Annotated in this window: 11 protein-coding genes; 3 read left to right on the top strand and 8 right to left on the bottom strand. The window is 73.8% G+C overall.

Features of this window, described 5'->3' with window-relative positions:
* The coding region (locus AB0M39_RS15540; protein ID WP_365364353.1) for a hypothetical protein at positions 1-1512 on the top strand (1512 nt) is incomplete at its 5' end.
* A gap of 110 nt (positions 1513-1622) precedes the next feature.
* Here the strand turns inward: AB0M39_RS15540 and AB0M39_RS15535 are convergent.
* The 6 genes from AB0M39_RS15535 to AB0M39_RS15510 form a co-directional block, all read right to left on the bottom strand.
* On the bottom strand, positions 1623-2033 hold the full coding sequence (locus AB0M39_RS15535; RefSeq protein WP_365364363.1) for a hypothetical protein: 411 nt from the start codon (positions 2031-2033) through the stop codon (positions 1623-1625).
* Positions 2034-2196: 163 nt separating this feature from the next.
* Positions 2197-4326: a 3-hydroxyacyl-CoA dehydrogenase NAD-binding domain-containing protein gene (locus tag AB0M39_RS15530; RefSeq protein WP_365364351.1), complete on the bottom strand. Its 2130-nt coding sequence runs from the start codon at positions 4324-4326 to the stop codon at positions 2197-2199.
* Complete coding sequence (locus AB0M39_RS15525; protein ID WP_365364349.1) at positions 4323-5549, bottom strand: acetyl-CoA C-acyltransferase; 1227 nt, start codon at positions 5547-5549, stop codon at positions 4323-4325. Before AB0M39_RS15525 ends, AB0M39_RS15530 begins: the two co-directional genes overlap by 4 nt.
* 516 nt (positions 5550-6065) lie before the next feature.
* Positions 6066-7352: a ribonuclease D gene (locus tag AB0M39_RS15520; protein ID WP_365364347.1), complete on the bottom strand. Its 1287-nt coding sequence runs from the start codon at positions 7350-7352 to the stop codon at positions 6066-6068.
* Positions 7353-7430: 78 nt separating this feature from the next.
* Positions 7431-8093 (bottom strand): response regulator transcription factor, encoded by a 663-nt coding sequence (locus AB0M39_RS15515; RefSeq protein ID WP_108153209.1) that lies wholly within the window; start codon positions 8091-8093, stop codon positions 7431-7433.
* 262 nt (positions 8094-8355) lie between these two features.
* Positions 8356-9027, bottom strand: coding sequence for a DUF3000 domain-containing protein (locus tag AB0M39_RS15510; RefSeq protein ID WP_365364344.1), 672 nt, complete (start codon positions 9025-9027; stop codon positions 8356-8358).
* Positions 9028-9119: 92 nt separating this feature from the next.
* Between AB0M39_RS15510 and hemE the strand changes: the two genes are divergently transcribed.
* Positions 9120-10184 (top strand): uroporphyrinogen decarboxylase, encoded by a 1065-nt coding sequence (gene hemE, locus AB0M39_RS15505; protein ID WP_365364342.1) that lies wholly within the window; start codon positions 9120-9122, stop codon positions 10182-10184.
* Between the two features lie 60 nt (positions 10185-10244).
* On the opposite strand, the gene AB0M39_RS15500 is transcribed toward hemE, so the two are convergent.
* Both AB0M39_RS15500 and AB0M39_RS15495 read right to left on the bottom strand, forming a co-directional pair.
* A complete protein-coding gene (locus tag AB0M39_RS15500; RefSeq protein WP_365364340.1) occupies positions 10245-11648 on the bottom strand; it encodes an FAD-dependent oxidoreductase in 1404 nt (467 codons plus the stop codon).
* A gap of 28 nt (positions 11649-11676) precedes the next feature.
* On the bottom strand, positions 11677-12819 hold the full coding sequence (locus AB0M39_RS15495; protein ID WP_365364338.1) for a DUF4349 domain-containing protein: 1143 nt from the start codon (positions 12817-12819) through the stop codon (positions 11677-11679).
* A 127-nt stretch (positions 12820-12946) separates the two neighbouring features.
* Here AB0M39_RS15495 and hemG point away from each other — a divergent pair, with 127 nt between their 5' ends.
* Positions 12947-14386 (top strand): protoporphyrinogen oxidase, encoded by a 1440-nt coding sequence (gene hemG, locus AB0M39_RS15490; protein WP_365364336.1) that lies wholly within the window; start codon positions 12947-12949, stop codon positions 14384-14386.
* Positions 14387-14390 lie beyond the last annotated feature (4 nt).

Raw genomic sequence — 14390 nt, 5'->3', positions numbered from 1 at the left:
GCGATCGTCGCCCTGGCGCCCGGCGACGCCGCCGCCCGCGCGGCCCTGCTGGACCAGCTGGGCGGGGGCGGCGCATGGAGCCGCCGCGACGAGCGGCTGGCCGACGGCACGCCCGTCGAGGTCTGTTCCCTCCCCTCCGCGCCGCACGTCGAGATCTGCTTCGCGGACGCGGCGCAGTGGCTGGCCCGCGGCGCCGAGGAGCGGCTGACCGCGTGCGCGGCAGCCGTGCTGGATCGTTTCGCCCCGACGCTCCTCCACACCCTCGACCCCGACCCCGAGCACACCGGCTGGGACGGCACGACGGCCGCGTACGCCGACCACCCCGAGCACGCCGCGGTCGCCCAGGCCGTCCTGGAAGCCGTGCGCCTGCGCGCGGACGACCCGGAGGCGGCCTCGCTCGTCGTGGAGTGCTTCCGCTCCGCCGGGCCCTGCGACGGGCTCGCGGCGCAGGGCCTCACCCGCTACCCGGGCCGCCGCGTCTGGCTCACCCAGGGCGCGGACGGCCGGCTGACCGCGTACGCCGCGCTCGGCGGCGGAGTCGTGCGCTGGACCGAGGACCGCCCCGGCGGCCCCGAGTGGACCCAGACCCGGCTGCCGGCGACGCCCTCGCTGCTGCCGGTCCTCGCCGTCGCCCAGAGCCCGGAGGGCTGGGTGCACCTGGTCTCGCTGCGCCGCACCCCGGACCCGGAGTCCGGGGGCGCCGCGCTCGAGGTCATGCACGCCGTCCAGTACCAGAGCGGCCGGCCCTCCGCGCCGTGGCGGTCGCTGGGCAACCCGAACGGGAACCACCGCACCAAGGGCCGCGAAGTCGGCGTCCCCGCCGTCGTGGTGGACGGCGACGGCTGCCCGCACATCTTCGCGCGCAACTTCGGACGGGGCGTCAGCTCCCGCTCCCAGCGCCTGGACACCTCCTGGACGGGCTGGACCGACCGGCAGGGATCGGGCGTGGCCGACGGCCTCGCCGCCGTACGCGACGAACAGGGGCGGCCCGAGCTGTTCGCCCCGACGGGCGAGGGCGTGCTGCGCTGGCACCGCCGGCCCGAGGGCGGCGGCCTGGTGCGCAGCCCGCACCCGCTGCCGCTGGTGGCGGCGCCCGGCTCCGCGCTCACGGCGCAGCCGACCGGTCCCGGCAGGATCACGCTCTACGGCGCCGACGCCCGCGACGGCGCGCTGTGGGCGCTGCGCACGGACGACGCGGCGACCCGGATCGGCGAGGCCGGGGGCCGGAGCGTCGTCCTCGCCCGGGCGGTCGTCGACGGATACGACTGCACGGTGCTGCTGCAGCGCGCGGCCGAGGGGGAGACGGCGATCGCCGCGTACCCGACGGAACACGAGCACTCGGGCCTGTGGTGGGAGCAGACGGGCGGCCAGGGCATCCGCGAACCGGCCGCCGCGGTGGACGCGCACGGCCGACTGGTGGTCGCCTCCCTGGACCCGACGGGCCGCCTGCGGGTGGCACGCCAGGACACGACGGCGCAAGGACTGCTGCTGGGCGGGTGGGAGACGGTCTGACGCGGAGGGCTGCGGGGAGCGGGCCCGGGCTCTGGCCGCCGACGCGGCGGGTACGAGGCGGGTCCCGCCCACCGCGGCGCGTACGAGGCGCGCCTCGCCCACCGCAGTGCCTATGGCTGGCTGTCCGGCCGCGACGAAGCCACCCCGGGCGCGCACGCCCCGTCCACGGTCGCCGCGCTGCCCGTCTCGGTGACGGTGTTCACCGGCTTGGGCAGCCGCGCCGCCCGTCCTATGGCGGTGTCCACCGGCTTGGGCGGCCGCGCTGGCCGTCCTATGGCGGCGTCCGCCCGCCTGCGCAGCCGCGTCGCCCGGTTCGTACGCCTCCTCCGCGCCCAGCTCGACGGCCCGCTTCTGCTTGGCCTCGTCGCGGCCGGTCGCGTATCCACCCAGCCCGGCCGCCGGGCGCTGCCGGGGCGCAGCGACTTGACCGGTTGCGACCAGGTCGCCGCGCCGACCGTCGCGACGACGGCGCTCACCCGCTGGGGCAGCCGCGCGCTGCCCGTCTCGATGGCGGTGTTCACCGGCCTGCGCAGCCGCGGCGCCCGGCTCGTACGCCTCCTCCGCGCCCGGCCGCCGGGTGCCGCCGGGGCGCAGCGACTTGTCCCGCGCGTCTCGTCTGAGGCCCGGTACGCGAAACGGGCCGTACGGAGTGATCCGTACGGCCCGTTCGTCGATCAGTCGGCGTTACGCCGGGACGCTCGCCACGCCCTGAGCCAGGAACTTCTTGCCGTTCACCCGCTCGGAGACGCCCTCGCGGTCCAGGTACGGCGTGATGCCGCCCAGGTGGAAGGGCCAGCCCGCGCCCGTGATCAGGCAGAGGTCGATGTCCTGCGCCTCGGCGACGACGCCCTCCTCGAGCATCAGGCCGATCTCCTGCGCCACCGCGTCCAGGACGCGGTCGCGGGTCTGCTCCTCCGTCAGGACGCTGTCGCCCTGCTTGAGCAGCGCTGCGACCTCCGGGTCCAGCTCCGGCCTGCCGGAGTCGTAGACGTAGAAGCCGCGCTTGCCCGCCTTGACCACCGCGGCCAGGTTCTCGGAGACCGTGAAGCGCTCCGGGAAGGAGCGGTTGAGGGTCTCGGAGACGTGCAGACCGATCGCCGGGCCCACGAGCTCCAGCAGCACCAGCGGCGACATCGGCAGACCGAGGGGCTCGACGGCCTTCTCGGCGACGGCCACCGGGGTGCCCTCGTCGATGACGTTCTGGATCTCGCCCATGAAGCGGGTGAGGATGCGGTTCACGACGAACGCCGGGGCGTCCTTGCAGAGCACCGCGGTCTTCTTCAGCTTCTTGGCCACGCCGAACGCGGTGGCCAGCGACGCGTCGTCGGTCTTCTCGCCGCGCACGATCTCGAGCAGCGGGAGGATCGCGACCGGGTTGAAGAAGTGGAAGCCGACGACCCGCTCGGGGTTCTTCAGCTTCGACGCCATCTCGGTGACCGACAGCGAGGAGGTGTTGGTGGCGAGGATCGCGTGCGCCGGGGCGACCGCCTCGACCTCCGCGAACACCTTCTGCTTGACGGACATCTCCTCGAACACGGCCTCGATGACGAAGTCCGCGTCGGAGAAGCCGGCCGCCTTGTCGAGCACGCCGGTGACCAGGGCCTTGAGGCGGTTGGCCTTGTCCTGGTTGATCCGGCCCTTGCCCAGCAGCTTCTCGATCTCGGCGTGGACGTAGCCCACACCCTTGTCGACGCGCTCCTGGTCGATGTCCGTCAGGACGACCGGGACCTCGAGGCGGCGCAGGAACAGCAGCGCCAGCTGAGAGGCCATCAGGCCCGCGCCGACGACGCCGACCTTGGTGACCGGGCGGGCCAGCGACTTGTCCGGCGCGCCGGCCGGGCGCTTGCCGCGCTTCTGCACCAGGTTGAAGGCGTAGATGCCGGAGCGCAGCTCGCCGCCCATGATCAGGTCGGCGAGCGCGAGGTCCTCGGCGTCGAAGCCCTTCTGCAGGTCGCCGTCCTTGGCCGCCTCGATGATGTCGAGGGCGCGGTACGCGGCCGGGGCCGCGCCGTGCACCTTGGAGTCGGCGATGAACCGGCCGCGGGCCACGGCCTGGTCCCAGGCCTCGCCGCGGTCGACCTCGGGACGCTCGACGACGAGGTCGCCCTTGAGGACGCTAGCCGTCCACAGCAGCGACTGCTCCAGGAAGTCCGCGCCCTCGAAGATCGCGTCGGCGATCCCGAGCTCGTAGACCTGGGCGCCCTTGAGCTGCTTGTTCTGGTTGAGCGAGTTCTCGATGATCACCGAGACCGCGCGGTCCGCGCCGATCAGGTTCGGCAGGATCGCACAGCCGCCCCAGCCCGGGACGAGGCCGAGGAAGACCTCGGGCAGCGAGAAGGCCGGGATCGCCGTGGAGACGGTGCGGTACGAGCAGTGCAGACCGACCTCGACGCCGCCGCCCATGGCCGCGCCGTTGTAGTACGCGAACGTCGGCACGGCCAGGCCGGACAGACGCTTGAAGACGTCGTGGCCGCCCTTGCCGATGGCGAGCGCGTCGGAGTGCTGCTGGAGCAGCTCCACGCCCTTGAGGTCCGCGCCGACGGCGAAGATGAACGGCTTGCCGGTGATGCCGACGCCGACGATCGCGCCCTCGGCCGCCTCCTTCTCGACCTGGTCGACGGCGGCGTTGAGGTTCGCCAGCGACTGGGGGCCGAAGGTGGTCGGCTTGGTGTGGTCCAGGCCGTTGTCCAGCGTGATGAGGGCGAACTTGCCCGCGCCCGCCGGGAGGTCGAGGTGGCGTACGTGCGCCTGGGTGACGACCTCGCCCGGGAACAGCTCGGCCGCGCCCTTCAGGAGCTCAGCGGTGGTGCTCACTTGTTTCCTCCGGCGTCCTTGTGGTGCGGGTTCTCCCAGATGACCGTCGCGCCCATGCCGAAGCCGACGCACATGGTGGTCAGGCCGTAGCGGACCTCGGGCTGCTCCTCGAACTGCCGCGCCAGCTGCGTCATCAGGCGCACGCCGGAGGAGGCCAGCGGGTGGCCGTACGCGATGGCGCCGCCGTACTGGTTGACGCGCGCGTCGTCGTCGGCGATGCCGTAGTGGTCGAGGAAGGCCAGCACCTGTACGGCGAAGGCCTCGTTGATCTCGAACAGGCCGATGTCCTCGATCGACAGACCGGCCTTGGCGAGCGCCTTCTCGGTCGAGGGGATCGGGCCGAAGCCCATGACCTCGGGCTCGACGCCGACGTAGGCGTAGGAGACCAGTCGCATACGGACCGGGAGGTCGTTCTCGCGGGCGAAGTCCTCGGAGGCGATCAGCGAGGCGGTCGCGCCGTCGTTGAGACCCGCGGCGTTTCCGGCGGTGATCCGGCCGTGCGCGCGGAAGGGGGTCTTGAGACCGGCGAGGGACTCCATCGTGGTGCCCGGGCGCATCGGCTCGTCCGTGGTGACCAGGCCCCAGCCGGTCTCGCCGGCCTCGGGGTTGGTGCGGCGCACGGAGACGGGCACCAGGTCGCGCTGGATCTTGCCGTTGGCGTACGCCTTGGCGGCCTTCTCCTGGGAGTTCACCGCGTAGGCGTCGGTGCGCTCCTTGGTGATGTGCGGGAAGCGGTCGTGCAGGTTCTCCGCGGTCATGCCCATGAACAGGGCGGACTCGTCGACCAGCTTCTCGGACACGAAGCGCGGGTTCGGGTCGACGCCCTCGCCCATGGGGTGGCGGCCCATGTGCTCGACGCCGCCGGCGATCACGGCGTCGTACGCGCCGAAGGCGATCGAGCCGGCGGTCGTGGTCACGGCGGTCATCGCGCCGGCGCACATGCGGTCGATGGAGTAGCCCGGGACGGACTGCGGGAGGCCCGCGAGGATCCCGGCCGTACGCCCGAGGGTGAGGCCCTGGTCGCCGATCTGCGTGGTGGCGGCGATGGCGACCTCGTCGATCTTGGCGGGGTCGAGGTCCGGGTTGCGGCGCAGCAGCTCCCGGATCGCCTTCACGACGAGGTCGTCGGCCCGGGTCTCGTGGTAGATGCCCTTCGGGCCCGCCTTGCCGAACGGGGTGCGGACGCCGTCGACGAAGACGACGTCCCTGACGGTACGAGGCACGATGGCTCTCCTCCAGGGTGCGGGGTGGCACTGGCACTGCTGCGGGCACGCGGCTAAGCGCGCGCTTCCTGCGGTCATGCTACTTGCGGGTAACCACCCTGCACACCCCCAGCGCCGGGAGCGGCGAACGTCACACACGATTACGCGTCGGCGGGGGGTGTGTGGGTGGGCCCCGGCACGGCCTGCGGCCGTGTCCTCAATCGCCGGACGGGCTGGGTGGGCGTGGTTCGGGTAACCAAGCCCCGCCGGCGATTGAGGCGGCGGGGGTTCGGTGCGGGGGGCTTCGGGCTCGTCTGGGGTCCTGGGCCGCTGGCCTCGGCGCGGGGGCCTGTGCCCCGGGTCCCGGTACGGCCTGCGGCCGTGTCCTCAATCGCCGGACGGGCTGGGTTTCCCGTGCCTGAGGCGTCGGACGGGCTGGATTTCCGTGCCTGAGGCGCGGGGTTCGGGAAACCAAGCCCCGCCGGCGATTGAGGCGGACGCACGCCCCGCCGGCGATTCGGCGGCGGGGCGCAGACGTCACTCCGGCGCCGTCGTCAGCGCCTCCGTCAGGAGGGTCGAGACCAGGTCGACCTGCCAGACGCGCGCCCCCAGGTCGGTCAGGGCCTGGGAGACCGACTCCGGCGTGGGGTCGAAGGGCGGCTCCCAGCAGACCCGGCGGACCGTGTCCGGCGTGATCAGGTTCTCCTGCGGCAGGTTCAGCTCCTCCGCCAGCGCGGACACCGCCGCACGCGCCGCGGACAGGCGCGCCGCGGCCGCCGGGTCCTTGTCCGCCCACGAGCGCGGCGGCGGGGGGCCGTTCAGCGGCTGGCCCGGCTGCGGCAGCTCCGCGTCGGCGAGCTCCCTGGCCCGGTCGACCGCCGCCTGCCACTGCTCCAGCTGACGGCGCCCCATCCGGTGCCCGAACCCCGGCAGCGCCGTCAGCGCGTGCAGGTTCGCCGGCACGGCCAGCGCCGCCTCGACGATCGCGGCGTCGCTCAGCACCTTGCCCGGCGAGACGTCGCGCCGCTGCGCGACCTTGTCGCGGGCCGTCCACAGCTCCCGTACGACCGCCATCTGACGGCGCCGCCGCACCTTGTGCATCCCGGACGTCCGCCGCCAGGGGTCCTTGCGCGGGGGCGCGGGCGGGGCCGAGGCGATGGCGTCGAACTCCTGGCGGGCCCAGTCCAGCTTGCCCTGCCGGTCCAGCTCCTTCTCCAGCGCGTCGCGCAGGTCGACCAGCAGCTCCACGTCGAGCGCGGCGTAGCGCAGCCACGGATCGGGCAGCGGGCGGGTGGACCAGTCGACGGCGGAGTGGCCCTTCTCCAGCGCGTACCCGAGAACGCTCTCGACCATCGCGCCGAGCCCGACCCGCGGGAAGCCCGCGAGCCGTCCGGCCAGCTCGGTGTCGAAGAGCCGGGTGGGGATCATGCCTATTTCGCGCAGGCAGGGCAGGTCCTGGGTAGCCGCGTGCAGGATCCACTCGGTCGAGGAGAGCACCTCGCCCAGCTCGGAGAGGTCGGGGCAGCCGACCGGGTCGATCAGCGCGGTGCCCGCGCCTTCGCGGCGCAGCTGCACGAGGTAGGCCCGCTGGCCGTAGCGGTAGCCGGAGGCGCGCTCGGCGTCGACGGCGACGGGGCCGGAGCCGGCGGCGAAGGCGGCGATCACCTGGGCCAGCGCCGCCTCGTCGGCGACCACCGGCGGAACGCCTTCGCGGGGCTCCAGAAGGGGAATAGGTGCATCATCGGCTGCGACGCCGTCGTCCGGGGGAGCGCCCCCGGCGGTTCGCAGTGTGGACTCTGCTGCGGTCTCTTGGGCGTCGGTCACGTGTCAAGGGTATCTGTGAACGGAAGGCGCCCGTCGACGGAACGTTCCGTCGACGGGCGCGCGCGGAGCGCGGGACGCTCAGTGGATGATGCCGGTGCGCAGCGCCACGGCCACCATCCCGGCCCGGTCGCCTGTTCCCAGCTTGCGTGCGATGCGTGCCAGGTGGCTCTTGACGGTCAGTGCGGACAGGCCCATCGAGACGCCGATCGCCTTGTTCGACTGGCCCTCCGCCACCAGTCGCAGGACCTCGACCTCGCGGCCGGAGAGCTCGCGGTAGCCGCCCGGGTGGCTCGGGGCGCCCGGGGGGCGGCGGTGCATCCGGCCGGCCGCGGCGCCGATGGGCGCGGCGCCGGGGCGGGTCGGGTGCCCGATGTTCGTACGGGTGCCGGTGACGACATAGCCCTTGACGCCGCCCGCGAGGGCGTTGCGCACGGCGCCGATGTCGTCGGCGGCGGACAGCGCCAGGCCGTTGGGCCAGCCGGCGGCCCTGGTCTCGGACAGGAGGGTCAGCCCGGAGCCGTCGGGCAGGTGGACGTCGGCAACGCAGATGTCGCGCGGGTTGCCGACGCGGGGACGCGCCTCCGCGATGGACGAAGCCTCGATCACGTCGCGCACTCCGAGAGCCCACAGGTGGCGGGTCACGGTGGAGCGGACGCGCGGGTCGGCCACGACGACCATGGCCGTCGGCTTGTTCGGGCGGTAGGCGACCAGGCTTGCGGGCTGCTCGAGAAGAACGGACACCAGGCCTCCTGGGAAGGTGCGGGACGGAGCCGGCTCGGGGAAAGCCGGGGCGAACCTGCTTGAAGGGTCACAGACCTCTTCGGCACCAAACCCGTCCGCCTTTAGAGAATGATCACGATTTAGTGAGTGCGAATTGGGGCAATTCGGACGCGTGATCGATCATCCTGTGAGCGCGCCCGTCCGAAGAGACCCCCAGGATCCGCCAGAAGCGGCCCCCGGCACAGTGTCGCGAGCCCGGTCCGGGCCTGGGAACGACGTCGCGTCACGCCTGCTGCGGACCGCGCCGCTGCGGCAGCGACACCACGCCGGTCCCGGAGTCGACGGAGCCGGCCGGGGTCGGCGGCAGCCCGGCGACCTGACAGAGCAGATCGCACCAGGCGGCGAGGTGTGCGACGGAGTCCGGGACCCCGCCCCGGCCCTCGCGCGGCGTCCACGACGCCCGGATCTCGATCTGGGTCGCCGGACGCCGGTCGGAGAGTCCACCGAAATAGTGAGACCCCGCCCGGGTGACGGTGCCGCTCGGCTCCCCGTACGCCAGTCCGCGCGCCTCCAGCGCGCCCGTCAACCACGACCAGCAGACCTCGGGCAGCAGCGGGTCCGCGGCCATCTCCGGCTCCAGCTCGGCGCGTACCAGCGTCACCAGACGGAAGCCGCCCTGCCATGCCTCGTGGCCGGCGGGGTCGTGGAGCAGCACGAGCCGGCCGTCCGCGAGATCCTCGTCGCCCTCGACCACCGCGGCCTCGAGGGCGTACGCATAGGGGGCGAGACGTTTGGGCGGGCTGGTCGGATCCATCTCGATCTCGGGGCGCAGCTGTGCCGTCCGCAGCGCGTCGACCGCCTGTTGGAACGCGCGCGGGACGGCACTCTCCTGCGCACTGTCCGCGTCGTCAGTGCTGTCGGAATGATCGGAGAAATGTCCCTGAGCCGCAGCCATGCGGGGAAGAGTAGGCGGAACGGGGGCTCCGCGCAGGGAGGGACACCCGGCCCGAGGCGGCCACTTCTGGCACACGTGCGAAGATTCTGGGCGTGACTGCTGCTGACCGCCCCTCGGGCCCGCCGACCACGACGTACGACTCCGCCTTTCTGAAGGCGTGCAGGCGCGAGCCGGTGTCGCACACGCCGGTCTGGTTCATGCGGCAGGCGGGGCGGTCGCTGCCCGAGTATCTGAAGGTGCGCGAGGGCATTCCCATGCTCGAGTCGTGCATGCGGCCGGAGCTGGTCAAGGAGATCACGCTGCAGCCGGTACGGCGGCACAAGGTGGACGCGGCGATCTACTTCAGCGACATCGTGGTTCCGCTGAAGGCGATCGGCGTCGACCTCGACATCAAGCCGGGCGTCGGCCCGGTCGTCGCCGAGCCGATCCGCACGAGGGCGGACCTGGAGCGGCTGCGGGATCTGACGCCCGAGGACGTCTGGTACGTCACCGAGGCGATCGGCCTGCTGACCGAGGAGCTCGGCGCCACGCCGCTCATCGGCTTCGCGGGCGCGCCGTTCACCCTGGCGAGCTACCTCGTCGAGGGCGGGCCCTCGCGCAACCACGAGCACACCAAGGCGCTGATGTACGGCGACCCGGAGCTGTGGGCGGACCTGCTGGACCGGCTCGCGGAGATCACCTCGGCCTTCCTCAAGGTCCAGATCGAGGCGGGCGCGAGCGCGGTCCAGCTCTTCGACTCCTGGGTCGGCGCGCTGGCCCCGGCGGACTACCGCCGCTCGGTGATGCCCGCGTCGACGAAGGTCTTCGACGCGGTGGCGTCGTACGGCGTCCCGCGGATCCACTTCGGCGTGGGCACCGGCGAGCTGCTCGGCCTGATGGGCGAGGCGGGCGCGGACGTGGTCGGCGTCGACTGGCGCGTCCCGCTCTCCGAGGCGGCCCGCCGCGTCGGCCCCGGCAAGGCGCTCCAGGGCAACCTCGACCCGGCGGTCCTCTTCTCCACCCCGCAGGCGATCGAGGCCAAGACCCAGGAGGTCCTCGACGCGGCTGCCGGGCTCGAGGGCCATGTCTTCAACCTCGGGCACGGGGTGCTGCCCACGACCGACCCGGACGCGCTGACGAGGCTGGTCGAGTACGTCCACACCCGGACGCAGCGCTAGACCTCCGGCGGCCCGCGGCGGGGCTCTCCCGCCGCAGGCGCCGCGGCCCGGCCGCCGGCTCTACGCCCCCGCGTCCCGCACGGCCTTCGCCGCCTTCCTGGCCGCCACCAGAATCGGGTCCCAGACCGGCGAGAACGGCGGCGCGTACCCCAGGTCCAGCGCCGTCATCTGCTCCACCGTCATCTGGGCCGTCAGCGCCACCGCCGCGATGTCGACCCGCTTCGCCGAGCCCTCCCGGCCGACGATCTGGACGCCCAGCAGCCGGCCGGTGCGGCGCTCCGCCAGCATCTTGACCGTCATCGAGGCGGCGCCGGGGTAGTAGCCCGCGCTGTTCGTCGACTCGATCGTCGCCGTGACGTACTGGAGGCCCACGGCCCGCGCCTCCTTCTCGCGCAGGCCCGTGCGGGCGATCTCCAGGTCGCAGACCTTGCTGACCGCCGTGCCGACCACGCCCGGGAACGCGCCGTAGCCGCCGCCCGCGTTCGAGCCGATGATCTGGCCGTGCTTGTTGGCGTGCGTGCCCAGCGGGATATGGCGCTCGCGGCCCGAGACCAGGTCGAGGACCTCCACGCAGTCGCCGCCCGCCCAGATGTTCCCGTGGCCGCGCACCCGCATCGCGAGGTCGGTGAGCAGGCCGCCGTGCTCGCCCAGCGGCAGGCCCGCCGCCCTCGCCAGCGTCGTCTCCGGCTCCACGCCGATGCCCAGGACCACCACGTCCGCCGGGTACCGCGCGTCCTTCGTCGCCACCGCCGAGGCCCGGCCGTCGTCGCCCGTGAGGATCTCGACGACCTCCGCGTCCGCCACCGTCGTGATGCCCAGGCCGTCCATCGCCTCGTGGACGAGCCGGCCCATGTCGGGGTCGAGCGTCGACATCGGCTGCCGGCCGCGGTGCAGGACCGTCACCTCGTAGCCGCGGTTGAGCAGCGCCTCGGCCATCTCGACGCCGATGTAGCCCGCGCCCACGACCACCGCCCGCCGCCCCCGCGCGCGGCCCTCGACGCCGTCCTCCGTGCGGGACAGCGTGTCCAGCAGCGCCTGGCCGTCGTCGAGCGTCTGCACCCCGTGCACCCCGGGCGCGTCGATGCCCGGCAGCGGCGGCCGGACCGGGCGCGCGCCCGTGGCGAGGACCAGCTTGTCGTAGCCCGTCCACTCCTCGGCGCCCGTCTGGAGGTCCCGGGCGCGCACCCGGGCGCCCGCCACGTCGATCTCCATGACCTCCGTGCGCATCCGCAGGTCGATGTCCCGCTCGCGGTGCTCGGTCGGCGTACGGGCGATCAGGTCGTCCCGCTTCGGCACCTTGCCGCCGACCCAGTACGGAATCCCGCACGCCGAGTACGAGCTGAAGTGCCCGCGCTCGAACGCCACGATCTCCAGCTCGTCCGGGCCCTTCAGCCTGCGTGCCTGCGATGCGGCGGACATGCCCGCCGCATCGCCTCCGATGACCAACAATCGCTGTGTCGCCATGGGGAACACGCTACGGGGGAGCGGCCGTTCAGGCCGGGCCGGACCCGGCGCCCCGCCCAGAGCCCGCTCCGGGGCCAGACCCAGTGTCCGGACCAGAGCCCGGCCCAGAGCCCGCTCCCGGCCCCGACGCCGGCCCCGGTCCTGCCGCCGGCCCCGCTGCCGGTCCTGCCGCCGGGTCGGACGCCGGGCCGGGACCCGTGCCGGCGGCCTGGCCGGGAACCGGTCCGTACGTCGGCAGCGTCGTCCGAGCCGCCGCCCCAGCAGGAGCCGTCCGCTGAGCCGGGCCCCCGGCGCGCCGCTGCGGCATCCGGGGCCGGATCGCCCAGCGCCACACCGCGTACAGCACCGCCAGCACCGCCGCGAACGGCGCCAGCGCGCCGACCGCCAGCGCGAGCCAGCCCACCGCCGCCACCAGCACGCCCCAGCCGCCGCCGAGCGCGTCCAGGAAGCCCGGGCCCTCGTCGTCGTGCTTCTTCTGCGGACGCTCCACCTCGGCGAGCTCCAGGGTGATCGTCGCCATCGTCGTGCGGTCCGCGAGCGAGGCCTGCTGCGCCAGCAGCGACTCCAACTCCGCCTGCCGCCTGCTCAGCTCGCCCTCCAGCGTGACCACGTCCGCGAGCTTGTCCGCCCGGTCCATCAGCTCCCGCACCCGCGCCACGCTCGCCCGCTGCGAGGCGATCCTGCTCTCCACGTCGACCACCTGGTCGGTGACGTCCTTGGCCTCCGCCTTGCGGGCGAGCAGCTTGCCCGTACCCGCCAGCTCGTCGAGCACGGCGTCGTACCGGGCCTGCGGCACCCGCAGCACGATCCGCGAGGTCACATGGGTGTCGTCGATCCGCTCCGTGGTCTCGTTGGCGACATGCCCGCCCGCCTCCACGGCCGTCGCCCGCGCCGACGTCAGGGCCTTGGGGGCGTCCTCGACCTCCACGCTCAGCTCGGCGGTGCGGATGACGTGCGTCCTGGGCAGCGCCGAGCCCGGCTTCCCGGGCTTCTGCCCGCCCGTGCCGGAGGGCTTCTCGGCCGCGTAACCGGAGTCCGCCGCACCGCCCTTGGCGCCGTCGGCCCGCTCCGCCCCCTGGGACGCGCCCTTGCTGTCGTTCGCCCCGCTGCACCCGGCGAGGCCGAGCGAGACGGAGAGGATCAGTGCCGCGAACGCACGTCGTGCACGCATGCCGGCTCCCCGGAGTCAGACGTAGGTTGTCGCCAGTTCGACGTCCGGGACGGGGGAGGGGGTTGCCCGATCCCGATCCCGAACCGGTCACGGTCGGGACTCATTACGGGTCTGAGAGAGTGGACCCATGCTGAGCAGCTCACCTCCCCCCACGCGCACGGGTCACGTCGTCGTGATCGGCGGCGGTATCGCCGGTCTCGCCGCCGCACACCGGCTGCTCGAGTCCGGTGTGCACGTGACCCTCCTGGAGGGCTCCGACCGGCTGGGCGGCAAGCTCCAGACGGGCGAGATCGAGGGCGTCACCGTCGACCTGGGCGCCGAGTCGATGCTCGCGCGCCGCCCCGAGGGAGTCGATCTGGCCCGCGCCGTCGGCCTCGGCGACCGGCTCCAGCCGCCCGCCACGGCCTCCGCCGCCGTCTGGACCCGCGGCGCCCTGCGGCCGATGCCCAAGGGCCATGTGATGGGCGTCCCCGGCGACCCGGCCGCGCTCGCCGGACTGCTCTCGGACGAAGGCGTCGCCCGTATCCGGCGGGAGAGCGAGCTGCCGCCCGCCCTGCTCGGCGACGACGTCGCCGTCGGCGCGTACGTCGCCGAGCGCCTCGGCCGCGAGGTCGTCGACCGGCTCGTCGAGCCGCTGCTCGGCGGGGTGTACGCGGGAGACGCGTACCGCATCTCGATGCGCGCCGCCGTGCCCCGGCTCTTCGAGGCGGCGAAGACCCACGACTCGCTGCTGGACGGCGTACGCGACGTCCAGGCCGACCTCGCCCGGCGCCAGCAGACCGGGCCCGTGTTCATGGGCGTCGAGGGCGGCCTGGGACGGCTGCCGACGGCCGTCGCCGACGCCGTGCGCGCGGCGGGCGGCCAGATCCTCACGCGGACGCCCGTCCTCGGCCTGACCCGGGCCGCCGACGGCTGGCAGATCCGCACCGACGAGCGCGTCCTCGCCGCCGACGGCGTCGTCCTCGCCACCCCCGCCTGGTCCGCCTCCGCGCTGCTCGCCGCCGAGTCCCCGGCGGCCGCGGCCGAGCTCGGCCAGATCGAGTACGCCTCCATGGCGCTGGTCACCATGGCCTTCCGCCGCTCCGACCTGGCCCGGACGCCGGACGGCAGCGGCTTCCTGGTGCCGCCCGTGGACGGCCGCGCCATCAAGGCGTCGACCTTCTCCAGCCGCAAGTGGGCGTGGGTCGAGGAGAGTTCCGCCGATCTCTTCGTGCTGCGTACCTCGATCGGGCGGTACGCGGAGGAGGAGTGGCTGGACCGCGAGGACCACGAGCTGGTCGACGTCTCCCTGCGCGACCTCGGCGAGGCTCTCTCACTGTCCGCCCGGCCGGTGGCCAGCGAGGTCACCCGGTGGATCGGCGGGCTGCCGCAGTACCCCGTCGGGCATCTGGCCCGCGTCGCCCGCGTCCGCGAGGAGGTCGCCAAGCTGCCGGGCCTGCGGCTGGCCGGAGCGGCATACGACGGCGTGGGCATCCCCGCCTGCGTCGCCGACGGGCGGCGCGCGGCCGAAGAGATCATCGCCACGTCGACCCTGGTGCGGGGCACCGGGGACGACGCGGGAGAATAGCCTC

The organism is Streptomyces sp. NPDC051907 (genome assembly GCF_040681075.1).
Taxonomy (GTDB): domain Bacteria; phylum Actinomycetota; class Actinomycetes; order Streptomycetales; family Streptomycetaceae; genus Streptomyces.
Note: the sequence above shows the minus strand (reverse complement) of the source record. Positions and strands in the feature narration are given on the sequence as shown.

Coding starts and splice junctions, on each gene's coding strand:
- AB0M39_RS15510 (WP_365364344.1), bottom strand. CDS start 9,027: ATGGCTGCGGCTCAGGGACATTTCTCCGATCATTCCGACAGCACTGAC.
- AB0M39_RS15500 (WP_365364340.1), bottom strand. CDS start 11,648: ATGGCGACACAGCGATTGTTGGTCATCGGAGGCGATGCGGCGGGCATG.
- AB0M39_RS15495 (WP_365364338.1), bottom strand. CDS start 12,819: ATGCGTGCACGACGTGCGTTCGCGGCACTGATCCTCTCCGTCTCGCTC.
- hemG (WP_365364336.1), top strand. CDS start 12,947: ATGCTGAGCAGCTCACCTCCCCCCACGCGCACGGGTCACGTCGTCGTG.